At 62.5% G+C, this 21,738-nt stretch carries 20 protein-coding genes; 15 read left to right on the top strand and 5 right to left on the bottom strand.

Annotation, left to right across the window (positions count from 1 at the left end):
- Nucleotides 1-194 precede the first annotated feature (194 nt).
- The gene (locus NL112_RS08025) at nt 195-1,094 is read left to right on the top strand and encodes an SDR family oxidoreductase (RefSeq protein WP_255152152.1); all 900 of its coding nucleotides are present in this window, start codon (nt 195-197) and stop codon (nt 1,092-1,094) included.
- Nucleotides 1,095-1,124: 30 nt separating this feature from the next.
- On the opposite strand, the gene NL112_RS08030 is transcribed toward NL112_RS08025, so the two are convergent.
- Nucleotides 1,125-2,144 carry an NADP-dependent oxidoreductase gene (locus NL112_RS08030; protein WP_255152153.1) on the bottom strand — a complete coding sequence of 340 codons (1,020 nt, stop codon included), beginning with the start codon at nt 2,142-2,144 and terminating at the stop codon, nt 1,125-1,127.
- 318 nt (nt 2,145-2,462) lie between these two features.
- On the opposite strand from NL112_RS08030, the gene NL112_RS08035 reads away from it, so the two are divergent.
- The 7 genes from NL112_RS08035 to NL112_RS08065 all read left to right on the top strand — a co-directional run bounded on the left by NL112_RS08035 (nt 2,463) and on the right by NL112_RS08065 (nt 11,087).
- The gene (locus NL112_RS08035; RefSeq protein WP_255152154.1) at nt 2,463-3,293 is read left to right on the top strand and encodes an SDR family NAD(P)-dependent oxidoreductase; all 831 of its coding nucleotides are present in this window, start codon (nt 2,463-2,465) and stop codon (nt 3,291-3,293) included.
- A 295-nt stretch (nt 3,294-3,588) separates the two neighbouring features.
- Entirely contained in the window at nt 3,589-4,356 is a 768-nt protein-coding gene (locus tag NL112_RS08040) for an IclR family transcriptional regulator (RefSeq protein WP_255152155.1), read from the top strand.
- A 157-nt stretch (nt 4,357-4,513) separates the two neighbouring features.
- On the top strand, nt 4,514-5,890 hold the full coding sequence (locus NL112_RS08045; RefSeq protein WP_255152156.1) for an LLM class flavin-dependent oxidoreductase: 1,377 nt from the start codon (nt 4,514-4,516) through the stop codon (nt 5,888-5,890).
- Between the two features lie 138 nt (nt 5,891-6,028).
- Nucleotides 6,029-6,853 (top strand): SDR family NAD(P)-dependent oxidoreductase, encoded by an 825-nt coding sequence (locus NL112_RS08050; protein WP_255152157.1) that lies wholly within the window; start codon nt 6,029-6,031, stop codon nt 6,851-6,853.
- 176 nt (nt 6,854-7,029) lie between these two features.
- Entirely contained in the window at nt 7,030-8,676 is a 1,647-nt protein-coding gene (locus NL112_RS08055) for an AMP-binding protein (protein WP_255152158.1), read from the top strand.
- A 220-nt stretch (nt 8,677-8,896) separates the two neighbouring features.
- Nucleotides 8,897-10,123 carry a CaiB/BaiF CoA transferase family protein gene (locus NL112_RS08060; RefSeq protein WP_255152159.1) on the top strand — a complete coding sequence of 409 codons (1,227 nt, stop codon included), beginning with the start codon at nt 8,897-8,899 and terminating at the stop codon, nt 10,121-10,123.
- A 148-nt stretch (nt 10,124-10,271) separates the two neighbouring features.
- On the top strand, nt 10,272-11,087 hold the full coding sequence (locus NL112_RS08065; protein WP_255152160.1) for a carboxymuconolactone decarboxylase family protein: 816 nt from the start codon (nt 10,272-10,274) through the stop codon (nt 11,085-11,087).
- 10 nt (nt 11,088-11,097) lie between these two features.
- Here NL112_RS08065 and NL112_RS08070 read toward each other — a convergent pair whose 3' ends face one another.
- Together NL112_RS08070 and NL112_RS08075 are read right to left on the bottom strand one after the other, a co-directional pair.
- A complete protein-coding gene (locus NL112_RS08070; protein WP_255152161.1) occupies nt 11,098-11,535 on the bottom strand; it encodes a MaoC family dehydratase in 438 nt (145 codons plus the stop codon).
- Nucleotides 11,532-12,038, bottom strand: coding sequence for an FAS1-like dehydratase domain-containing protein (locus tag NL112_RS08075; protein ID WP_255152162.1), 507 nt, complete (start codon nt 12,036-12,038; stop codon nt 11,532-11,534). The genes NL112_RS08070 and NL112_RS08075 overlap by 4 nt, the downstream gene beginning before the upstream one ends.
- 437 nt (nt 12,039-12,475) lie before the next feature.
- On the opposite strand from NL112_RS08075, the gene NL112_RS08080 reads away from it, so the two are divergent.
- The 3 genes from NL112_RS08080 to NL112_RS08090 are packed head-to-tail and all read left to right on the top strand — an operon-like array spanning nt 12,476 to nt 15,384.
- Nucleotides 12,476-13,420 carry a carbohydrate ABC transporter permease gene (locus tag NL112_RS08080; RefSeq protein WP_255152163.1) on the top strand — a complete coding sequence of 315 codons (945 nt, stop codon included), beginning with the start codon at nt 12,476-12,478 and terminating at the stop codon, nt 13,418-13,420.
- The gene (locus tag NL112_RS08085) at nt 13,417-14,286 is read left to right on the top strand and encodes a carbohydrate ABC transporter permease (RefSeq protein ID WP_255152164.1); all 870 of its coding nucleotides are present in this window, start codon (nt 13,417-13,419) and stop codon (nt 14,284-14,286) included. The genes NL112_RS08080 and NL112_RS08085 overlap by 4 nt, the downstream gene beginning before the upstream one ends.
- 6 nt (nt 14,287-14,292) lie before the next feature.
- A complete protein-coding gene (locus NL112_RS08090) occupies nt 14,293-15,384 on the top strand; it encodes an ABC transporter ATP-binding protein (protein WP_255152165.1) in 1,092 nt (363 codons plus the stop codon).
- Nucleotides 15,385-15,555: 171 nt separating this feature from the next.
- On the opposite strand, the gene NL112_RS08095 is transcribed toward NL112_RS08090, so the two are convergent.
- Nucleotides 15,556-17,073: an ABC transporter substrate-binding protein gene (locus tag NL112_RS08095; protein ID WP_255152166.1), complete on the bottom strand. Its 1,518-nt coding sequence runs from the start codon at nt 17,071-17,073 to the stop codon at nt 15,556-15,558.
- A gap of 102 nt (nt 17,074-17,175) precedes the next feature.
- On the bottom strand, nt 17,176-17,934 hold the full coding sequence (locus NL112_RS08100; RefSeq protein ID WP_255152168.1) for an SDR family NAD(P)-dependent oxidoreductase: 759 nt from the start codon (nt 17,932-17,934) through the stop codon (nt 17,176-17,178).
- A gap of 179 nt (nt 17,935-18,113) precedes the next feature.
- On the opposite strand from NL112_RS08100, the gene NL112_RS08105 reads away from it, so the two are divergent.
- From NL112_RS08105 to ribB, 4 genes are all read left to right on the top strand, one after another.
- Entirely contained in the window at nt 18,114-18,893 is a 780-nt protein-coding gene (locus tag NL112_RS08105; protein WP_255152169.1) for an enoyl-CoA hydratase/isomerase family protein, read from the top strand.
- Between the two features lie 193 nt (nt 18,894-19,086).
- A complete protein-coding gene (locus tag NL112_RS08110) occupies nt 19,087-20,181 on the top strand; it encodes a phosphotriesterase family protein (protein WP_255152170.1) in 1,095 nt (364 codons plus the stop codon).
- 152 nt (nt 20,182-20,333) lie between these two features.
- The gene (locus tag NL112_RS08115; RefSeq protein ID WP_255152171.1) at nt 20,334-21,059 is read left to right on the top strand and encodes a CTP-dependent riboflavin kinase; all 726 of its coding nucleotides are present in this window, start codon (nt 20,334-20,336) and stop codon (nt 21,057-21,059) included.
- Nucleotides 21,056-21,724, top strand: coding sequence for a 3,4-dihydroxy-2-butanone-4-phosphate synthase (gene ribB / locus NL112_RS08120; RefSeq protein ID WP_255152172.1), 669 nt, complete (start codon nt 21,056-21,058; stop codon nt 21,722-21,724). The genes NL112_RS08115 and ribB overlap by 4 nt, the downstream gene beginning before the upstream one ends.
- Nucleotides 21,725-21,738: the final 14 nt, after the last annotated feature.

The following is a 21,738-nucleotide window of genomic DNA, read 5'->3' on the forward strand; positions in this document are numbered from 1 at the left end:
TCGGGGAGATCCTGTTAGGCGCCGTCTGACGTGCGTTCGCCTATGCGGAATGTGCGTTCAATTTCGTCGGACATCTATCCCGGCACGCATACAGCACGACGGCGACCGCGCCTCACGTGAACTCCCCTGATGATACCTCCGCTCGGAGCGTGTGAGCACAGTAGAACTATAAGCACCGCACGTGACCTCTCCCCGTGTTACGAAACAAAGTCTGTCTCGTGACTGGTGCAGGGCGAGGAATCGGCGAAGCGACGGCGCTCGCGCTGGCGGACGCTGGTGCGACGGTCGTCGTCAACGACCTCGGTAGCTCGGTAGACGGTCGGGGGTCGACCGACGAACCTGCCGAGGACACGGTCCGACAGATCCGAGAGGCCGGCGGTGAGGCGTCCGTTCATACCGGCGATGTCGCCTCCCTCGAGTACACGGAACGGCTCGTCGCCGACACCGTCGAGCAGTACGGACGACTGGACGGTGTCGTGAACTACGCGGGCATCCTGAACGACGCGATGTCCTACGAGATGTCCGGCGACGCGTGGGACGACGTCATCAGAGTCCACCTCCGTGGACACTTCGCACTCGTTCGTCACGCTGCGGCCCACTGGCGGGAGCGGGCGCTCGCGTCCGAGGGAGGGCTCGATGGCCAGCGGTCGTTCCTCTCTGTGAGCAGTCGCGCCGCCCTGGGGAGTCCCGGGAGGATGAACTACGCGGCGGCGAAAGCCGGAATCCTCGGGCTGACGCGAACGGCGGCCCGCGAACTCCACGAGTACGACGTTCGGGTCAACGCCCTGTTGCCCGGCGCCCAGACCCGGATGATAGAGGCGCTCCCCGACGACGCCCAGCCGTTTGAGGACCGGGACGCGTCGCCGGGGAAAATCGCGCCCCTCGTCGTCTATCTCATGAGCGACGAGGCCACGGACGTCACCGGCTGTTCGCTGCGGGCGGTGGAAGACACCATCGGCATCGTCTCGGACCCGGCCGACGAGTCCATCGGGATGCACGCCGGCGGCTGGACGCCCGAACGCATCGCTACGGAGTTCGAAGACAGCATCGCCAGCGGGCTGGAGTTGACTCGCCTGCACGGCATCGGTGAGTGACCGACCGCCCCCGTCGCCGCAGGGTCGCCGTCACTCCGCGTCGGTGACCCGTACGAGCTGTTTGCCGATGTTCGTGCCCTCGAACAGGCCGGCGAACGCCGTCGGGAGGTTGTCGAACCCGTCGGTGACGGTCTCGGTGTACTCGATGGCGCCGCTGTCTACCCACTCGGCGAGTCGCTCCGTCGCTTCGTCGTAGCGCCCCTCGAACTCCGGGAGGAGGAACCCGCGCACCTGGCTCTGCGTTTCGAGAAGCTTCCAGAGCTTCCGGGGTCCGTCAGGCATCTCCGCGTCGTTGTAGAGGGCTATCTGTCCGCAGACGGCGACCCGGCTTCCCGTGTTAAGATGGGCGAACGCCGCGTCCGTTATCTCCCCGCCGACGTTGTCGAAATACACGTCGACGCCGTCGGGACAGGCCGCCCCGACCGCGGCGTGGATGTCGTCGGTCGTCTTGTAGTTGATGCCGGCGTCGAAGCCGAGGTCGTCGGTGAGCCAGGCGATCTTCTCGTCGGACCCCGCGATGCCGACCACGCGACAGCCGTTGAGTCGTGCTATCTGTCCGACGATCGATCCGACAGCACCGGCGGCACCTGACACGAGGACGGTCTCGCCGGGTCGCGGCTCTCCGACGTCGAGCAGGCCGAAGTAGGCCGTGCGACCGGTCGGGCCGAGCACGCCCAGCGCCGTCGAGATCGGGGCGAGCTCCGGGTCGACCCGTTCGAGAGTCGTCCCGTCGGAGAGACAGTACTCGGCCCACTCCAGGAGCCCCTTGACGATGTCTCCGACCTCGTATTCCGGGTGATTCGACTCGACGATCTCGCCGACGACGCCGCCTCGCATCGGCTCTCCCGGATTCCACGATCCAGCGTAGGAGTCCTCGGGACTGATACGGTCGCGCATGTAGGGGTCGACGGAGTAGTACCGCCCTTCGATGAGTACCTCGTGAGCCCCCGGTGTTGGTACCTCCCGTTCGACCTGTTCGAAGTTCTCCAGCGTCGGTTCGCCGGTCGGCCGACTGGATAGCAGCCACGTCCTATGGGTTTGGGTGGTCACTGTCGAGTCCTCCTGCGAGTGATGTGTGCCTAAATCTTTCGCCGCCTGGCCCCGTTGCCGGTCTCGCCCCGTTTGCGGCCTCGGCCGAGCGGGTCGCCGGCTGCCGAGCGAACACGAACCTTGATATGCCACCGGGTTTCTGTGCTACACGTATGCTAGCACGTACGCAACTACCCCTGTCTTCGGAGGACGACTCCGATCTCTGGGTGGCGTTGTGACGGCTGGCTACAGTCTCGGAGCAGCCGTCAGTCGGTGCCACGATGGCGTGAGCCGACGACGGTGCTTCGACCGATGAGACAACGAGTCAATTGCACAACCATGGCAACATCAAATCCAATATCGGAGTTCAGTCTGGACGGCCAAACGGTCATCGTAACCGGTAGCTCACAGGGTCTCGGTCGAGCGATCGCCGAGCGACTCGCAGCGACCGGCGCCAACCTGGTGCTGTGTGCGCCGGAATCGGAGACCGACGAGCTGGAAGCGGTCGCGGACGAAATTCGAGACGCTGATCACGACGGAACCGCCGTCTACGAGGCCTGCGACACGACCGACCGGGACGACGTCGAGTCGCTCATCGAAGCGACCGTCGACGAGTTCGGCGAACTCGACGTCCTCGTCAACAACGTTGGCGGTGGGATTCAGGGTCCGTTCCAGGACGGCACGAAAGAGGAGTGGGATCAGGTGTTCGAACTCAACGTCGGCTCGACCGTCAATTGCTGTGACATCGCCCAAGAGCATCTGGAGGACGGTGGCGGCGCCATCGTCAACATCGCGAGCATGGCCGGTATCCATGGTCTCCCCGACCTGAGTTCCTACGCCGCCGCCAAAGCCGCGATTATCAACTTCACCAGCTCGCTCGCGTACGAGTGGTCTCTGGAGGACGTCCGTGTGAACGCGGTCGCCCCGGGGCCGATCGTGACCCCCCGCATCGAGAAGCGGCTAGACGGGTACTTCAACGTCGACATCGACCGCGAAACCGTCGCCCGTCGGGTCGGGAAACCTGAGGAGGTCGCCGCAATGGTGCAGGTGCTTGCCAGCCCCGCGTCGTCGTACGTGACTGGTGAGACGGTTACCGTCGGCGGAGTCCCCCGACATGAGCGACACAAGGACGTACAGAACGTGAACGCTGGTGAGAGCGTTTGGATGTGAGGTGATCGAATAGGCGGATTTCACTACGTCCGTCTGCAATCGATCGTAGTGCCGGTCATCTATGCGAACTGCGATGTGCCGGAGAGAACCTCTCGACCGAACCCACTACAGTCGACGGGCGTTTCCCCATCACGAAGTCGCAGTCTACCTTCTCTCGATGGTTACCGTTCGAGTCGGCCGTCGCCGAGGAGCCCGTGGTCGGTCAATCGTGCCAGTTCCCGAACGGCTAATTGCAGCTCGGAAGTGCGTCCAACTATACTGAACACTTATTATCTGGGGTGTGAAAAGAGCGCGCATGACGGACGACCCACCCCGACAAACGCTCAAATCCGTTGAGCAAGCGTTCGACGTCATCGAAACGCTACAGGAGATGAACGGCTGTGGCGTCACCGAGATGGCGAATCAGCTCGGTATCCCGAAAAGCACCGCCCACATCTATCTCTCGACGCTCGAGCGGAAGGGATATCTGGTGAAGGAGGACGATGTATATCAGCTCTCGCTCCGATTTCTCAACCTTGGTGAGTACACGAAGCGGATGCAGGAACTGTCTGCCGTCATCGACCCACCGCTCGAGAACCTTGCAGAATCCAGCCACGGGACGGCGATCTGCGGTGTCGAGCAGCACGGCCTTCTGACTGTTCTGGCGTCGAAACGAGAGGAACAAACGCCGCCGGAGAGCTTCCCGGTCGGCGCGCACTGGTATCTCCACAGCAACGCCAGCGGCAAGGCGATACTCTCGCAGTACTCCATCTCGCGGGTCGACGCCATCGTCGACAAGTGGGGTCTCTCTTCGGTTGCGCCGAACACTATCGAGAGCCGCGATGCGCTGCTTGAGGAACTGGACGAAACTCGGTCGCGAGGATACGCAATCAATGACGAGGAGTCAATGGCAGGTGTCGGCGGTATCGGCGTGCCGCTGGTCAAGGACGACGGCCAGTGTTTCGGGTCGATAAGCATCTCCGGGCCCAAGAACAACGTGTTGAAGGACAAACTCAGGGAGGAACACATCGACCTCATCGAGCGGGCGGCAAACACCGTCGAGGTCAACCTGACCTGGGAGTAGCCGCGTCCCGTCGGCGTCGCGTCGGGGACGGCACCCGGCCGCTCGCAGTCGGTTCGACGGCGACCGGACGCGACTGGCCGCCGTCCCGGCCGGGGCGTCACACGCGTCCTGTTATCTATGGACAAACTATATGTACACCGGCTATAACAATTGTGTTATGGTGTACGTGAGTACGTTCCACAACGGCTCGACCAACCTGCCGGTCAAGGAGGCCGACAACGGGATGTTGATCGTCGACGGTTCGGTCTCGGAACTCCACGAGGACATGAAGCAAGTGGTGAAAGACCAGATCGACTACGGCGTCATCGCCGACCAGGTCGGCTTCGACGCGATAACGCTGACCGAGCATCACTTCGAGGTGTCGGGCGTCGAGTTCAGCCCGAACCCGCTGATGACGGAGATGGCCATCGCCAGCCAGACTGAAGACATCCGGCTGTGCCAGATGGCGAACATCATCACGTTCCACGACCCGGTTCGGATGGCCGAGATGACGGCGATGCTCGACGTCGCCAGTGACGGCCGTGCGGAACTCGGGTTCGGCCGCGGTGCGTACCCCCGCGAGTCCGAGACGTTCGGGCAGTACTGGGGCGGGAGCAACGTCCACGAGGAGATGAACCGGACCTCCTACGAGGAGAAACTCGAGATCATCAAGCAGGCGTGGACGGAGGACCTCATGTCCTACACGGGGCAGTTCCACAACGTCCCGCCGAAACACACCCGCTGGCACCACCCACAGGAGTACGCGTACTTCGAGGACGAGGTGACGGACCCGTACACGCCGGAGGACCTCAACCGGACCTGGGACGAGGACGCCCCGCAGGGCAACTGGACCCACACGGACCCGGACTACCCGGAGCCGCTCCTGCAGGCCACCGACTCGACGCTGAACTCGCTGTCGGTGTTCCCACAGCCTCACCAGGAGCCGCACCCGCAGATATGGCAGCCGGTCGTCTCGCCGCGCTCGCTGAAGTTCGCGGCCCGCAACGGGCACAACGTCTATCTCGTCGGTGGCCCGCTCCCGATGATCAAGGACCGCATCGAGATCTACTACGAGGAAGCCGAGAAGGCCGGGTGGCCGGACCACCGCCCCGAGTACGACGGCGAGCCGTTCGCGTACGGCTGGGACGACGACCGGAACCGCGGCTGTGTGACGCGACGCTACATCTTCAACACCGACGTCGCCGACGAGGAGACCCTCGAACGGTGGAAGCAGGGCGTCAAACACGAGTTCGACTGGTACGACCCGCGCGGCGTCGGGCGACGCATCACCCAGATTGCCACCCCGGAGATCCAACAGAAGGTCGAGGAGGCCGGCGGCGTGACCGCCGAGGTGCTGAAGGACATGAAACTCGGCGTCTACGGCGACACCGACGAGATCATCGACCTGCTGGCCCACGTCAAGGAGTTCTGCGGCTACGAGGACTTCGCCATCGACGTGCAGTTCGAGATCGCTGGTCTCAGCGGCGAGGAGATCAACACCCAACTCGAGGCGTTCGGGGAGCGCGTCATCCCCCACCTCGAAGAGGAGTTCTGACCGGGACGCCGGCGGCACCCCAGCGTCGACTGTCCCGATTCGAGCGCCGTCCTCGTCGACAGCCACGGCGCCGTCTCGTCTACCCGTCCAGTAGCTATTAATAGGGCCGCGGTGAAGCGCTCGCCGGAGGTAACCGTCATGACCACATCTCAGTACAGCGTCTCGGACCGGACCGCCGTCGTCACCGGCGGCTCCCGGGGCATCGGCCGTGCTATCGCCCGAAACTTCGCCGAAGACGGCGCGAACGTCGTTATCTGTGCGCTCGAACGCGACCGCGAGGAACTCGAAGCGACCGCAGCTGACCTCACCGAGGCCAGCTCGAACGGCCGTGCGGTGCCCGTCACCTGCGACATCACGGACCGCGACGACGTCGCCGCACTCGCGGACGCGGCCGTCGAGGAGTTCGGAGGCATCGATGTCCTCGTTAACAACGCCGGCGGTGACCGGCAGGCCCCGTTCGAGGAGTTCTCCGTCGAAGACTGGAACTTCGTCATCGAACTCAACATCAACGGGACGTTCAACGCCACACAGATCGTCGGTGAACACATTCGGACCGACGACGGCGGCGCCATCGTGAACATCGCCAGTACCGCCGGCGTCAAAGGACTGCCCTACGAGATGCCGTACTCGATTGCGAAAGCCGGCATCGTCAATTTCACGCGGACGCTCGCGTACGAGTGGGCCCACGACGACGTCCGAGTGAACGCCGTCGCACCGGGTATCACTGCCACAGACCTGGTCGCACGGCTTCCGGCGCCGGTGCCGGAGGCGGACGACATCGACCGCGAGACGGTCGCTCGACGGTACGGCAAGCCGGAGGAGATCGCGGACATCGTGCAGATGCTCGCCAGCCCCGCTGCGTCGTATCTCACAGGTCAGACGATTTCGGTCGCCGGGACACCGACGCTGGAACGGGAACTAGCGGTGGCCGAAGATGACGATGGCATCGTGTGGAACTGGTAGCCGTCGCTGGGAGGGGCGTAGCTGGCGGTTCGCCACGCTGGGTAGCCACAGGACTCGAACCGGTTCCGGTCGGTTTCTCTACACGGAGTGACTCGTTTCGGGGAGACGGTTACCGCCGGCACTCATGATATACTGGACAAAAAATTTATACGGTCCGCTCGCGGTTGGATGAGTGAATGACTGCCGAAAAGTCCTATCTGAGTGCCACTCAATCGTCGTACGTAGAGCGGTATGGCGACGAGCTCCCGGACTGGAAAGAGCAGGGGTACCTTCCTGAGCAGACGTTCCCCGAGCAGGCGTACAGTACGTTCGAACAGTACCCGGCAAAGCGGGTCGTCGGGCCGAACCGGACCGAGACGTTCGACGACGTTCGACGGGAGGCCGAGCGACTCGCCGCTGGTCTCCAGTCGCTCGGCCTGGAACCTGGCGACGTGGTCTCGTACGCGCTCCCGAACTGGGTGACGACGACCGTTGTCCATCTCGGCATCTCGATGGCGGGGGCGATTGCGAACCCCATCGTCCCCATCTACCGGCATCGGGAGTTCGAGTACATCCTCGACGACGTGGAGTCGGACGCGATAATCGTCCCCGACGTGCACCGCGAGTTCGACTTCCGGGAGATGCTCGACGACATCGCGGCGGACGTTCCGGTGGACGACGTCGTTGTCGTCGGAACCCCTCTGGAGGGACAGATCGGCTACGACGCACTCTTGGCCGACGACACTGACTATACCCGGCCCGACCTCTCGCCCGACGATCCCCACGTAGTGTTGTACACGAGTGGCACCACTTCTGACCCGAAGGGGGTCGTCCACACCCACAACTCCGTAGGTGCCTGCGAAATGCCGATGCGCAATCGGATGGAGTACTCCAGCGACGAGACGTTCTTCGTGCCGACGCCGGTGACCCACATCAGCGGCGTGGTCCGCGGGCTTCGTCTGCCGTTCATCGTCGGGGCGGACCTGGTGCTGATGGACCGGTGGAAACCGGCGGACGCGGTCGATCTCGTCGACAGCGAAGGAGTCACACGGATGGGAGCGGCGACCCCGTTCGTGCAGGGGTTACTGGAGGAGGCCCCGGCCGACTGGGACTGCCCGCTGGAGGTCGTCGGCTGTGGGGGGGCGAACGTCTCGCCGGAGCTCATCCGGCGGGCCGCCGAGACGTTCGACTGCTGGGCGTATCGTGGCTGGGGGATGACGGAGTACCCGGGAGCGACGAAAACGTCGGTCGGTGGCGACCCGGAGAAGGCGGCTGATACCGACGGCAGACTCCTGCCCGGAACGCGGATCGAAATCGTCGATCTGGACTCTCGCGAGGCGGTCGAACAGGGAGACGAGGGCGAAATTCTCGTCACCGGACCACACGTCATGCTCGGGTACATCGGTGAAGACCTGAACGACGAGGCGTTCACCGGCAAGTGGTTCGCTACGGGTGACGTCGGCTACATGGACACCGACGGCTACCTCGAGATTACCGGTCGTGCGAAGGACGTCATAATCAGGGGTGGCGAGAACATCCCGGTGAACGACGTCGAGGACAAACTGAAGGAGCATTCGGCCATCGATGACGTGGCCATCGTCGCCATGCCCGATCCGGACCTTCAGGAGAAGGGGTGTGCGTACGTCAGCCTCGTCGAGGGCGAGACGTTCTCCTTCGAGGAGATGACCGCCCACCTCGACGAGAAGAACATCGCCCGACAGAAGTACCCCGAGCGGCTCGAAATCGTCGAGGAGTTCCCGCGCACGGCCAGCGGGAAAATCCAGAAGAGCGACCTCCGGGAAGCGATTGCAGACGTCCTGAACATGGAACCAGTCAGCCGGTAGTCGTTCGATTCCAGTGTTCCTGGCCCCTGGTGCCCCCGCCGAACGCTTATGTGAAATGCGACCGACCTCGGAGTCGATGCATTCAGACAGAAGCCACGGGACCACGCCTCGAGTGAGCGGTGTGACACCGGACGACCCCTGCCATCGGCGACTCCGCCGATGGACGACGCTTCGCCCGTCGGCTCGCAGCGACCTGACAGCCGCGGTGGGCCAGTAACCCATGGTGGGTGAAGCACGCGACTCGCGTGACGAGACGGGGCCGCTCGACGGAGTGACCGTAGTCGATGCCTCGCGGGTACTGGTCGGTCCCTTCTGTACGATGCAGCTCGGCGACCTCGGGGCGGAGGTCATCAAGATCGAGCGCCCGGACACGGGCGACCAGACCCGTGGCTGGCACCCGCCGACGTACGGCGACTCCGAGGAGAGCGCCTACTACCTGAGCATCAACCGGAACAAACGCTCGATGACGGTCGATCTGAACACGGAGGAGGGCCGGGCGGTGTTCCGGGAACTCGTCGCCGACGCGGACATCCTCGTCGAGAATTTCCGGGTGGGGACGATGGAGGAGTGGGGGCTGGGTTACGAGCGCCTGCGGGAGCGGAACCCGGAGCTGGTGTACTGTTCGCTCTCCGGCTACGGCGAGTGGGGACCCGACCGCGACAGGCCGGCGTACGACATCATCATGCAGGCCGAGGGTGGCATGATGAGCATCACGGGTGAAGCGGACGGCCCGCCGGTCAGGATCGGCGTCGCCATCGCCGACATCGGCGCGGGCATGTACGCCACACAGGCTGTTCTGGCGGCGCTTCTCGAACGGGAACTCGGCGACGGCACCGGACAGAAGATCGACGTGAGCCTGCTGGACGGACAGGTCGCCTGGATGACGTACATGGCGTCGAACTACTTCGCAACGGGGGAGTCGCCGGGCCGGATGGGAAGCAGACATCCGACCATCGCCCCCTATCAGGCGTACCCGACGGCCGACGGCTACGTCGTCGTCGCCGTGGCTTCCGAGCACATCTGGCCGCGCTTCTGTGCCGCCATCGACCGGCCCGACCTGCGGGACGACGACCGATTCGCGTCGAACGCCGACCGCGTCGAACACCGCGAGGAACTCGATGCGATAGTCGCAGCCGAAATCGGGTCGCTCACCACCGAGGAAGTCTGTACGCGACTTGAGGACCACGACGTGCCGTCTAGCGAAATCAAGGACATGGAGTCGGTCTTCGATAGCCCACAGGTGCAAGCTCGGGAGATGGATCAGACCGTTTCCCATCCAACCGTCGGGGAACTCCGGATGCCCGGAAGCCCGATGCATTTCTCGAAGTCGCCGACGACCATCAGACGTCATCCACCACTACTGGGAGAACACACCGACGAGATACTGCACGAACTGGGCTTCGATGACCGGGATGTCGCGCATCTGCGCGACAAGGACGTGGTCTGAGTCCGCCCGGACCGACCGCACTCCGACGGACCGGCCGCCGCCGGTCGCTTCCCGTCGGCCGAATCAACTCGTGAACTCTTTTCGAACAGATGTATGTAATATGACTATTATATGCAGATATAAATAGAGCTGTCTCGATACGGTAGCTATGACAGCCGAGCGTAAGTCACTGTCAGGGGAGCAGCGGGACCTGAAACAACAGTTCGTCGATCAGCGTGGCCACTGGAGTCCGGCTCTGGAGCACCTGCTTTCTCTCGACCCCGGGTTCATCGAGGGGTATCTGGAGCTGGCGAATTACACCATCGACGAGGGGGCTCTCGACCGGAAGACGAAGGCGTTCCTCCTGTTGAGCCTCGATGCCGCGACGACACATCTGTACCGGCCCGGAATCCGGACGCGTATCAACGACGCGTTCGACGCGGGCGCGTCGGTCGAGGAGATCGTCACCGTACTCGAGGTGGCGAGCGTGCTCGGTGTCCACGCCATCACCACGGGCGCGAAGACGCTCGCCGACATCTCGGGGTTCCCCGAGCGAAGTGCTGCCGAGGCGGAGGCGATGGACGCACAGAAACGCGAGTACGAGGAGAGAGTCGGATTCTGGTCCGAACGGTTGGACGCCATCGTCGAGTACGATGACACGTTCTTCGACCGATGGCTCGGCTACTTCGGCCATCCACTCACGGAGAACCCCCTCACCACGAAGCAGGTCGAACTGATCTACGTCGCCATCGACGTCTCGACCACCCACCTGTACGACGAGGGACTGGAACTTCATATCGAGAAGGCACTGGAAGAAGGGGCGACGCAGGCCGAAATCATGGAGGTGTTCGAACTCGCCAGCCTGATGAGCGCCCAGACCACCTTCGAAGGTATCCCGATACTGGTCGAAGAGGCACAGAAGCGGGGGAAGCTACAGGATTTCGAACTGCCCGAGGCGATCGACGGCGCCGAACGCGAGCGGTAACTGCCCGGGATTACTGGTACGGGACCGTCGACGACGCCTGTGCGTCGATGACGGTCTGGTCGTCCTGATTCGATACCGTCACCTCGGCGGTAACGATCACGGACTCGGCACGGCGATCGAGGTCGGTTATCCGGCCGCGAACGGTGAGCGTGTCGCCCGGCCAGACCTGGCGCTGAAACCGGGTAGAGAACTGCGTGATGTTCCCAAGGCCGAACCAATCACAGAGCAGTCTCGAGACGAACCCAGCCGACATCATCCCGTGGGCGAACACGGACTTATTCCCCGCCTGCTTCGCGTACGCGTCGCTGTAGTGGATGGGGTTGAAGTCACCGCTCGCCCCGGCGTACTTGACGATGTCCTTCCGGCTGAGATCGTCGACGACGAGGCTCGGACCGGTCTGACCGACTTCGAGTTGTCCGGCTACCAGCTGATTCTGCCCATCGCTCATGGATCGTCCTCGTCGATGGCGCCGTCGGTTTCGATCCGCGTCGCCTGCTCCGTGAGGACGTGGTCCCCATGCTGGTCCCGGTACTCCGTTTCGAACACTGCAAACGTCATCTCCCCACCGGTCGACCCATCGCGCTGGTAGACGTCACGGAACGTCGTCACCCCGGTAAGAGTGTCCCCGACGTAGGCCGGGCGGCTGAACTCGTACGACTGTTCGCCGTGGACGATGTACTCCGGGTCCATTCCGAGGTCGAAGCCGAAGTCCAGTCCAATCCCGCTCGCACGATATCGGGGGAAGTACGCTGTCCGTGTGAACGTCAACGGTGCCGGGATAGCGGGATGGCCCCGCTCCTGTGCCACCTCCTCGTCGTAGAACACCGGGTTGTCGTCCTTGATGGCACGTGCGAACTCTTTGACCTTGCCCGCCTCGATCTTCAATCCCTCGACCGTCTTTCTGCTTCCGCCGACTCTTGACTGGAGTTCCGCTAGTGAATCCCTTGGCATAGTTATCAGACAGGTTGGCGCCGGTGTGGCTGTTTGACGGCGCTGTGGTTTGCTCTCATTCTGCGCCTCGAACGAGTGGCTGCTGCCACGTGTACGCCATGAAGTACATCCTCTTATCGTGAGATAATAAATGTAGTGGTGGCGGCCCCCAGCCATCGCCGAACCCTCTCCTCGAACGCGGGCGTCCTCTGGCAGTCTGCGTGTTCGTTTCCCCTGGAACGTTGTCGAGTCCCCAGACCGCAGTTCGCCGGTGTCTCTCCGTTACCACTTCAGATACGGCCTCGGGGTCAGTGGCGACACCCCGTTTCCGATAGCGGAACCACGCGGTTCTCTTCGGTCCGGTTTCGGCGCCACGTCACCTATTTTCGCCCCGGCGATTCCCGAGTGTATGACCATTAGATTAATGATGGTGTGACATCTCTCTACCAAGGACGACCATGGCAAGTGAAAACGCGTCGGACGTGACGAACACGGACATTCTCTCCCGAATGTCGATACGGCTCGAAAACGAGGGGTATTATGGGGTGCTCAGCGTCCTCCCCGTGTTGCTTCTATACACGCTGATCTTCCTCATGCCGGTGTCGTTCGCTATCTACGCGTCGTTCCACGACATCCGACTCGTGAACCCGAACTGGACGTTCGTCGGGATACAGAACTACTTCGAGGTTCTCGGTCTGGAGCAGTTCTGGCAGTCGCTCGGACGAGGGGTCGTGTACATGGTCTCTAGCACGCTGTTCCAGCTCGCTGTCGGCGTGTGGATGGCGCTGGTACTGAACCAGATCACCGTCGGCCAACGGCTCCTGACGGCAGTCATCTTCACGGCCTACCTCATTCCCACCATCGTCGTCGTGCTCGTTGGACTCCTCATGTTCGACCCGTACGTTGGCGTGTTGCACGGCTTCGGCGCGGGCTTCTTGAATCTCTGGGACAGCAACCTCTCGGCGTTCAGCGTCGAGCAGTGGGCGATGCCGGTCGTGGTGTTGATCGGCTCCTGGAAGTTCTCGGTGTTCGTCACGATATTCACGCTGGCACAGTTGCGGTCCATCCCGCCGCGGTTCTACGAGGCCGCGAAGGTGTGTGGGGCCAACAAGTGGCAGATGTTCCGTGACATCACGTTCCCCCGCATCCGCGGGGTCATCCTCGTCGTCGTGCTCCTGCGCTCCGTGTTCATGTTCAACAAGTTCGACGTCATCTGGATGTTGACGCAGGGCGGTCCCGGCTACGGGACGACGACCCTGCCGGTGCTCGCCTACCGGGTCACCTTCGAGGACGGCGCCTACGGGCTGGGGAACACCATCGCCGTCGTGATGTTCGCGTTCCTCGCGGTCGGTGGGCTCCTCTACTTCAGACTGTTCGATCCGAGCGATGAGGTGGACACATGAGTTCGAACGAGCCGACGGGGGTCTTCGGGCTGGACTTCGGGACCGAGAACCTCGTTCACAGAATCGGCCTGTACGCGAGTGCGATACTGATGGCCGCCATCGGGGTGTTCCCGATCTACTGGATCGTGCAGAACGCGTTGAAGACACGAAACGCGATTCTCGCGGGCCTGTCGTGGCTACCGAGGGGCGACGCCTTCACGCTGCAGAACCTGCAGGTCGTCTTCACCGGCGAAATCGCCCAGTATTTCATCAACTCCATCATCGTAACCGTCGGGACCATCGTCTTCGTCATCATCGTGTCGACCATCTCCGGCTATGGGCTCGCCAGGTTCGAGTTCAAACACAAGATCAACTTCGCCCGGTTTCTCCTGTTCGGATACATGTTCAGCCCGATTGTGCTTGGGGTTCCGTTGTTCCTCATCTGGCGCAACCTGAACCTGATCAACACCCACGTCGGGCTGATACTCGCATTGAGCGCCATCTCGATGCCGTTCTGTGTCTGGCTCATGTGGAAGTACATCCAGACCATCCCGGAGTCGATGGAGGAGAGCGCGTGGGTCGTCGGCGCCTCACGCAAGCGGGCGTTCGTCGACGTGGTCCTTCCACAGTGCAAGCCGGCGATCGTCGCCACCGCGCTGTTCGCGTTCGCACTCGCATGGACTGACTTCACGTTCGCTATGGTCCTGCTCCCTGATAGCGAAATGACTACGTTCGCACCGGGCATCCTTCGGATCGTGCTCGGGTCGTACAACGTCTCGTGGGGACAGATCATGGCAGCATCGCTGCTGATGACTGTCCCAGCGCTTGTGTTCGCGTACTCCCTCCAGAGCTACCTGCTGAAGGGATTCGAAATCCGTTCACTCTAACACACAATGTCGAGAATCAATATCCAGAACCTGACGAAGGAGTTCGGTACAGGCAGCGAGAAGATCGTGGCTATCGACGGCATCGACCTCACCATCGAGGACGGGGAGTTCGTCACCCTCGTCGGCCCGTCGGGCTGTGGAAAGACGACGACGCTCCGGTGCGTCTCCGGCCTGGAGAAGCCCACGGGTGGCACGATAGACTTCGGTGACAGGGACGTCACGGACCTCCCGGTCCAAGAGCGGAACATCGCGCTGCTGTTCCAGGACATCGCCCTGTATCCACACATGAGTGTCCGGGAGAACATGGCCTACGGGCTGAAAATCGCGGGCGCCGACAAGGAGACCCGTGACGAGCGCGTTCAGGAGGCCGCGGAGCTGCTCCAGATCACCGACCAACTCGACAAGCGGCCCGCCGACCTCTCGGGCGGCCAGCAGCAGCGTGTGGCGCTGGGTCGGTCGCTGACCCGTGACCCTGAAATCTTCCTGTTCGACGAGCCGATGAGTGACCTGGACGCGAAGCTGAAACGCGACCTCCGCCCCGTCGTCCAGGAGGTGACCGAACATATCGGCTGTCCCGTCCTCTACGTGACCCACGACCAGGAGGAGGCGATGACGATGTCCGACCGCATCGCCGTGATGAACGACGGTCATCTCGAACAGGTGGGCGAGCCGAAACACGTCTACCGAGACCCCAAATCCGAGTTCGTGAGTGGTTTTATCGGACAGCCCAGTACGCAGTTCTTCGACGGGACACTCCGCGAGAACGACGGGACGGTCCTGCTCGACCTGCGAGACTACCAGTTCACGCTCCATGAGGACCCCCAGACGTTCGATGGCTACCTCGGCAAGGACGTGCGACTCGGCATCCGGCCACAGCAAATCGGCGTAGAGGACGACCAGTCGCTCGGAATCGCCGCGACACACAAACTTGACGAACTGCTCGGCGAGGAGACGATGAGCTACTTCGACACCGAGTTCGGTGAAGTCATCGCCATCACCGACCCGAAGTTCGAAGGCGACAAAGCGGAGTACGGTCTGGTACTGGACGTCGATTCCATCATGCTCTTCGACCCCGACTCCGGCGTCCGAATCCACTAGCCACCCCCTCCTCAGTGCGCGGCGTTTCTCTCTCTGGGCACCGTACCCGAACCCTTCTCAGCCCCGCCAGTGCGCTGTGCTTGCGGGCGAGACGTCGATGGGAAGGTGTAGAACTGAACCGCGACCGCACCGTGTCGTTACCGAACGTTCGGAGCCTGATCGTCCGCGGTTTTACAGAATGATTTCACGTCCCTCTTCGACTTTCGCCTCCATCTCGCTTTTTGCGTCTTCGTACACAGTCTCCACGTCCTTGCCCTGCACGAGGTACTCGTTCACCATACGGGGAATCGTATCTCCACCCCGGGCGTATTCGCTCACCGGGATCTCCGGACGCAGGTCTTCGTCCGGACCGTCGTACTGGCTGAGGATGTCGTTTGCCAGCTTCTGGTTTATCTCCAGATGGTGCTGGTTCTCCTGGAAGTACGAGGAGTTCTGATACGCGTCCGACTCGAGGACGCCGTGGAACCCCGGCAGGTATCGCATCGGCTCCATGAGGTTGTAGCCCACGTGCCGTTCCAGACTGTCCCCGTACATCCACCCGAACAGCGCTTCCGCCCCTTTCGGTGCCGTCCCGTTCTCGAAGATGTAGTACGACGTGGCGTTGGTACAGGACGTCAGCAGGTTCAGGTCCTCTATCGGGATGTCGTTCGTCGGGATCGCGGCGATGTTACTGTTGGCGGATATCTCTGGCGCGACTGCTCCGGCAATCCCGATGTTCCAGGCGTTGAGGAACAGCTCGTATCCCACCCGACCGGAAGTGTAGAGCTTGATCGCGTTCGAATAGGTGATGTTCGTCGGGTCCGGGGAGTACTGCGTCATCTCCTCGAAGAACTCGAGGGTCTCGATCACCTTGTCTTTCGGGAACGTCACCTCGAGTTCGTTGTTCTCCCTGTCCTTCCATCCGAAGATGGAGCCGCCGTTCGCCCGTAGGAATTGCCAGAACGTGTTCGACGTGTACACGTTGACGCCGGCCGGAATCGCCATCCCTTCGGCTTTGATTTCGTCGGATTCGGAGATCGCTTTGGCGTTCGATTTGAGTTCGTCCCACGTCGTCGGCACCGACAGGCCGAGTTTCTCCTCGAAGTCCGTCCGGTGATTGAGCGAGATGACGTACGTTCCGATCGGAATCTCGTAGTAATCGCCGTCCGTATCTTCGAAGAGCGGTGGAATCGGGTCCCCTGCGACCTCCGTTATCCCGTTGACGACGTCCGTTGTCGGTTGGAGCGCACCTTGCCCGAACAGTTCAGTGATGATTCCCTCGAACCCGTACTGGAAGGTGTCCGGGGGATCACCGGCCTGCATGAGCTGCGAGAGCCGGTCAGTGGCGTTCCCAGCGAGACCCGCGAACTCGACGTTGAGCTTGTAGTCCGACTGGTTCTGGAAGGTTTTGGCTATCTCCTCGTTCCACCGCTTCTGCCACGCGTCACTCGTCTGCTTCGTTATGATGTGGACCGTCTTGTCCGACCCGCCATCGTCGTTCGTGGGGCTTGAATCGTCTCCATCTCCACCCCCGCCGCCGCCGCCATTCCCGTCTCCGTTTCCATTGCCGTTTCCGTCACCATCGCCGCCTGTACATCCCGCTAAACTCGCCGAGAGTCCTGTCCCGGTAAGTGCGAGGATGTCTCGTCGTGATAGTGGCCTGTACATGTCCTCTAATCTCTTCATAGGGGTGGGGCTATCACTGCCCATGGTACCGGGTAACGTTAATCCACAATAAGTTTATTGGGTAGTAGGAGAAGAGGGGCTAAGGCTTCAGTTCGGGACCGAACGTCGGTAGCTCGTGGGTCGCGATCACCCGGTCAGATATCCACCGTCAACCGGATACGTCTGACCGGTCACGAACGACGCCTCCTCGGAGCAGAGCCACTCGACGAGCGCTGCTACCTCGTCGGCGGTCCCGAGCCGCCCCATCGGATGCCGGGCGGCGACGTCGGCACGTCGCTCCGGGTCGCTTCCCGCGTCCCCGCTCTGGAACATCGGCGTGTCGATGTATCCCGGCGAGACGGCGTTCACCCGAACGTGTTCAGGGTGTTCCAGCGCGGCCGTCCGTGTCAGCCCGGCCACGCCGTGTTTCGCGGCCACGTAGGCAGGCGCTCCCGCGATACCCGCGTGGCTCGCAACGGAGGCGGCGTTAACGATGGCGCCGCCGGTGTCCTGTTCGCCGAACTGTGCTAGTTCAGCCTTCAGCGATCGCCAGACGCCCGAGAGGTTGATGTCGAGCACCTGGTGCCAGTCCGACTCGGCGATGGTTGCCGTGCTCGATTTGGCTCCACCGACCCCCGCGCTGTTGAACGCCACGTCCAGCGGACCGTAGGTTTCGACGGCCGCATCGACCAGGACCTGGAGGTCGTCGGTCTCTCGTACGTCCGTCTCGACGAACCTGGCGTCCCCGCCGGCGTCAACGACCGCCTGCACAACCTCGCGGCCTCCCTCGGTGTCGATATCCCCGATGACGACCGACGCGCCGCTGGCGCCGAACCGCTCAGCGACTGCTCGGCCGATGCCGGAACTCCCACCGGTGACGACTGCTACGTCTGAACTGTCTGCCATACGTCGGCTCTCTCGAGACGGTCGTATGGTTCTTTCGGCCCGCCAGGTAGTGGTTACTCCCTGACCCGAGGCGGGCTTCTTCTGGCACGTGGTCCCCGCTCGAACAGGCGGCGGGGTCGCCTCGCGGGGGACGAAAACCGACAGAAAGATTGATTATCGGTGGGAGAGGTTGGCAGGGTATGCGAGAGTACGACCACCTCGATGTGAGCGTCGACTCCGACGTGTTCCGTATCACCTTCAACCGCCCCGAGCGTCTCAACGCCGTCAACCGGAACGTCCACGAGGAACTGTCGACCGTGTTCGAGGACGCACAAGAGTCCGAGGCCCGAGTTGTGGTGGTCACCGGGGCCGGAGACGCGTTCTGTGCAGGCGGAGACATCAAGGCGATGAATGAGGACGAACAGTACTCCTATCACGAACCCCAGTCCATCATCAAGGGGATGGTGAACTGCGAGAAGCCGATTATCGGTCGCGTCAACGGGGATGCGGTCGGCCTCGGTGCGACGCTGGCACTGTTTTGCGACATCGTCATCGCCAGTACCGACGCTCGATTCGGCGATACCCACGTCAAGGTGGGGCTGAGCGCTGGCGACGGCGGCGGGATCATCTGGCCGCTTCTCATCGGACCGAACAAGGCCAAGGAGTTCCTCATGACCGGCAAACTCATCTCGGCCGAGGAAGCCGAGGAACTCGGACTCATCAACCATGCCGTCGAACCAGACGAACTCGACGCGAAGGTGACCGAACTGGTTGATGAGCTCGCTACTGGTTCCCAGGTCGCCATTCAGTACACGAAGATGTCCATCAACAGCATGCTTGAGGATGCGGTCAACTCCGCCCTGCTCAAATCGCTCGCGCTCGAACGGAACACGATGCACCACCCAGACCATGCCCACGCTGTCGAGGCGTTCAAGAACGGCGAGCAGCCGAACTTCCCGACCGGCCGTGATCCCAACTAACCCGTATGCTCTCGATCGCCGGTGACAGCAGCCGCGGTGAGTGAGTCGCTGGGCACCACGGTTGCGCGTCGGCGTACCGGTGCTGCCTAGCGCCGGTCGTTCGGCTTCATCGGAGCTAAATACAACACGTGAACTCATGTACGATGTCATAAATTTTAAGTATTCGCGGGGCCCTGACACACACGGTTCAGAAATGAGCAACGATACTGGGTACGCCGTAACCGTGGATGGGCGACTAGAGCCGTCGGAACTCGGCCTGACGCTCCCGCACGAACATCTCGTGTGCGACTTCTCCGAGGCACTCTACAGCCCCCCTGAGAGCGCGTACAAGCGATCGATCGCCACCGACCCTGTCTCCTTGGATAACCTCTGGTTCATCGACCAGAACCCGCTCGGCCACGAAGCGAACTTCGTGCTCGACTCCTTCGAGGACGCCGTGACCGAAGTCGGATACTTCAATCAGGTCGGGGGGGACACGATGGTCGACGTGACGCCGAAGAACGTCAGTGGCGACCCGGAGTTCGTCCGTGCCGTCTCGCGGGAAACGGGAGTGAACATGATTCACGGTACAGCCCACTACATGCAGCGAGTCCATCCCGACTACGTCTCGGACGCAACAGTCGAGGAACTCGAAGCTGAGTTCGTCGATGATGTCCGCAACGGCATCGGAGAGACGGACATCCGTGCCGGCATCATCGGCGAGATCGGACTCAGTGGGCGCATCGAGCCTGACGAGTTGACGGTCCTTCGGGCGGCGGCCCGTGCCGCAGTTCGGACCGGCGCTCCGCTGACCATCCATCCGCCTGGCCGCACCGACCACAGCCGGAAAGGTGGGGAGTACTCGACGGCCCGGTGGGGGCTGGACATCCTGGACATCGTCGAAGAAGAGGGGCTGGCGCCCGAGCGGGTCGTTCTCTGTCATATGGACCGGACCGTACATGCGGACCCCGAAGCCCAGCGCGAGGTGGCTGACCGCGGCGCCTACATCGAGTACGACCTCTGGGGACTCGACGGCTACCTCCCGCATCTCGAAGACGCGTTCCCCTCTGACTACTGGCGTACCGACGCGGTTCACGGGCTCATCGAGGATGGACATGCGGAGAACCTCCTGTTCTCCCACGACGCCGGCGCGAAGACGCGGCTGAAGACGTACGGCGGCGGGGGGTTCTCACTGCTGTTCGAGAACATCCTTCCCCGTCTTCGGGACCGGGGCGTTTCGAAGAAGACGCTTGAACAGATCACCGTCGACAACCCCCGGGACTTGCTCACCTTCGACGCGCCTGCCTGAGGCATCTTCAGTTGTGGCCGGACGGCTGTCACCCGTCCGACGCCGTCGGAGCTGTTCAACTCAACGTCGAGCGAGATATATCAGCATGGGGAATGATTTATTAAGGATTACCACTATTGGTACACCCACCCATACCGTTAGGAGACTCACCCATGTTCGTAACAGACACTGACACCCCGGCCTCTATCAAGTACGACGAACTGGCGACGCTCAAACATCTCGCGAAGAAGGGGGCGGTCAGGGCAGACGCGAAACTGTCGTGTTCGCTGCTCGCAGAGGAGTTGGAGATCTCCGCCCAGACTGCCTCCCGTCGGCTCCGGTCGCTCGAAAAGAGCGAATACATCCGACGGCATCGGGAGAAAAACACCATGCGCGTGACTATCACACCGCGCGGCATCGAGCTTCTCGAAGCGGAGTTCCAGCAGTATCTCGAGATATTCGATTCCATCAGGACCGTTGAGCTGGAGGGAGAGGTCTGTAGCGGTGCCGGTGAGGGGGAGTACTACATCCAACTCGACGGCTACATGGAGCAGTTCGAAGAGAAACTCGGCTACCAGCCGTTCCCCGGGACGTTCAACGTGCGTATCGACGAGAGCGACGTTCCATCACGGGCCGTCTTGGAGACGTTCGACGCAGTCCAGATCGAAGAATGGGAAAGCGATGGACGGACGTACGGGGCCGCCTCCTGCTATCCGGCCACGGTCACGGCGGCCGGTGATACCATTGCGGAGGCACACATCCTTGACCCGGACCGGACACACCATGGAGACGAGTACATCGAACTCATCGCTACGGAGCGGCTCCGGGAGGCGCTTGCCGTGGAGGATGGCGATGGCGTGACCATCACGGTTGGGCGACTACCCGGGGCTGAAGAATGACCGACCTCGACGTCGCCATCTCCCAGTTCGAAGCTGGAGAGCCGGTGCTCATCCATGATTCACAGGACCGCGAGGGGGAGACGGACTTTGTCGTCGCGGCCGAGAGCGTGACGCCACGCACTGTCGCACGAATGCGCAACGATGCCGGGGGGTTGATCTGTGTCGCTGTGCCGTCCCATGTCGCCGATGCTTTCGGGTTATCTTTCCTGCATGAGAAACTCGACCACCCCGCCACGAAGAACGACCCTGAATACGACTCGCGATCATCGTTCTCGCTGTCGGTGAACCACCGCGACACGTACACCGGCATCACCGACAACGACCGATCACACACCATCACGTCGCTGGCGGCGGCCGCTCGCGCCCCTGCGGAGACGGAGTTCGGCGCGGAGTTCCGCGTTCCGGGTCACGTCCCGGTGCTCCGTGCGGCCGAGGGGCTTCTCGCTGACCGGCGCGGGCATACTGAACTATCGATCGCGTTGGCGAACGTCACCGACATCGCCCCCGCGATCGTGGTGTGTGAGATGCTCGACGACGAGAGCGGCCAGGCGCTCGCTCCCGAGGAGGCACAGCGGTACGCCGCCGACCACGGCTACGCGTTCGTCGAGGGGCGGGACATCGTCAACCGGTTCGCGGACAGGGTACCGGGCGTACAAGAACGGTAGCGATCCCGCGACGG

It is taken from the genome of Halorarius halobius, from assembly GCF_024298865.1.
GTDB lineage: Archaea > Halobacteriota > Halobacteria > Halobacteriales > Haloarculaceae > Halorarius > Halorarius halobius.

Bases quoted from the DNA above. Each gene is read 5' to 3' on its own strand.
- NL112_RS08035 (WP_255152154.1), top strand. From the start codon at position 2,463: ATGGCAACATCAAATCCAATATCGGAGTTCAGTCTGGACGGCCAAACG.
- NL112_RS08045 (WP_255152156.1), top strand. From the start codon at position 4,514: ATGGTGTACGTGAGTACGTTCCACAACGGCTCGACCAACCTGCCGGTC.
- NL112_RS08050 (WP_255152157.1), top strand. From the start codon at position 6,029: ATGACCACATCTCAGTACAGCGTCTCGGACCGGACCGCCGTCGTCACC.
- NL112_RS08040 (WP_255152155.1), top strand. From the start codon at position 3,589: ATGACGGACGACCCACCCCGACAAACGCTCAAATCCGTTGAGCAAGCG.
- NL112_RS08110 (WP_255152170.1), top strand. From the start codon at position 19,087: ATGAGCAACGATACTGGGTACGCCGTAACCGTGGATGGGCGACTAGAG.
- NL112_RS08080 (WP_255152163.1), top strand. From the start codon at position 12,476: ATGGCAAGTGAAAACGCGTCGGACGTGACGAACACGGACATTCTCTCC.
- NL112_RS08060 (WP_255152159.1), top strand. From the start codon at position 8,897: ATGGTGGGTGAAGCACGCGACTCGCGTGACGAGACGGGGCCGCTCGAC.
- ribB (WP_255152172.1), top strand. From the start codon at position 21,056: ATGACCGACCTCGACGTCGCCATCTCCCAGTTCGAAGCTGGAGAGCCG.
- NL112_RS08100 (WP_255152168.1), bottom strand. From the start codon at position 17,934: ATGGCAGACAGTTCAGACGTAGCAGTCGTCACCGGTGGGAGTTCCGGC.
- NL112_RS08105 (WP_255152169.1), top strand. From the start codon at position 18,114: ATGCGAGAGTACGACCACCTCGATGTGAGCGTCGACTCCGACGTGTTC.
- NL112_RS08075 (WP_255152162.1), bottom strand. From the start codon at position 12,038: ATGCCAAGGGATTCACTAGCGGAACTCCAGTCAAGAGTCGGCGGAAGC.
- NL112_RS08055 (WP_255152158.1), top strand. From the start codon at position 7,030: ATGACTGCCGAAAAGTCCTATCTGAGTGCCACTCAATCGTCGTACGTA.
- NL112_RS08115 (WP_255152171.1), top strand. From the start codon at position 20,334: ATGTTCGTAACAGACACTGACACCCCGGCCTCTATCAAGTACGACGAA.
- NL112_RS08090 (WP_255152165.1), top strand. From the start codon at position 14,293: ATGTCGAGAATCAATATCCAGAACCTGACGAAGGAGTTCGGTACAGGC.
- NL112_RS08070 (WP_255152161.1), bottom strand. From the start codon at position 11,535: ATGAGCGATGGGCAGAATCAGCTGGTAGCCGGACAACTCGAAGTCGGT.
- NL112_RS08065 (WP_255152160.1), top strand. From the start codon at position 10,272: ATGACAGCCGAGCGTAAGTCACTGTCAGGGGAGCAGCGGGACCTGAAA.
- NL112_RS08085 (WP_255152164.1), top strand. From the start codon at position 13,417: ATGAGTTCGAACGAGCCGACGGGGGTCTTCGGGCTGGACTTCGGGACC.
- NL112_RS08095 (WP_255152166.1), bottom strand. From the start codon at position 17,073: ATGGGCAGTGATAGCCCCACCCCTATGAAGAGATTAGAGGACATGTAC.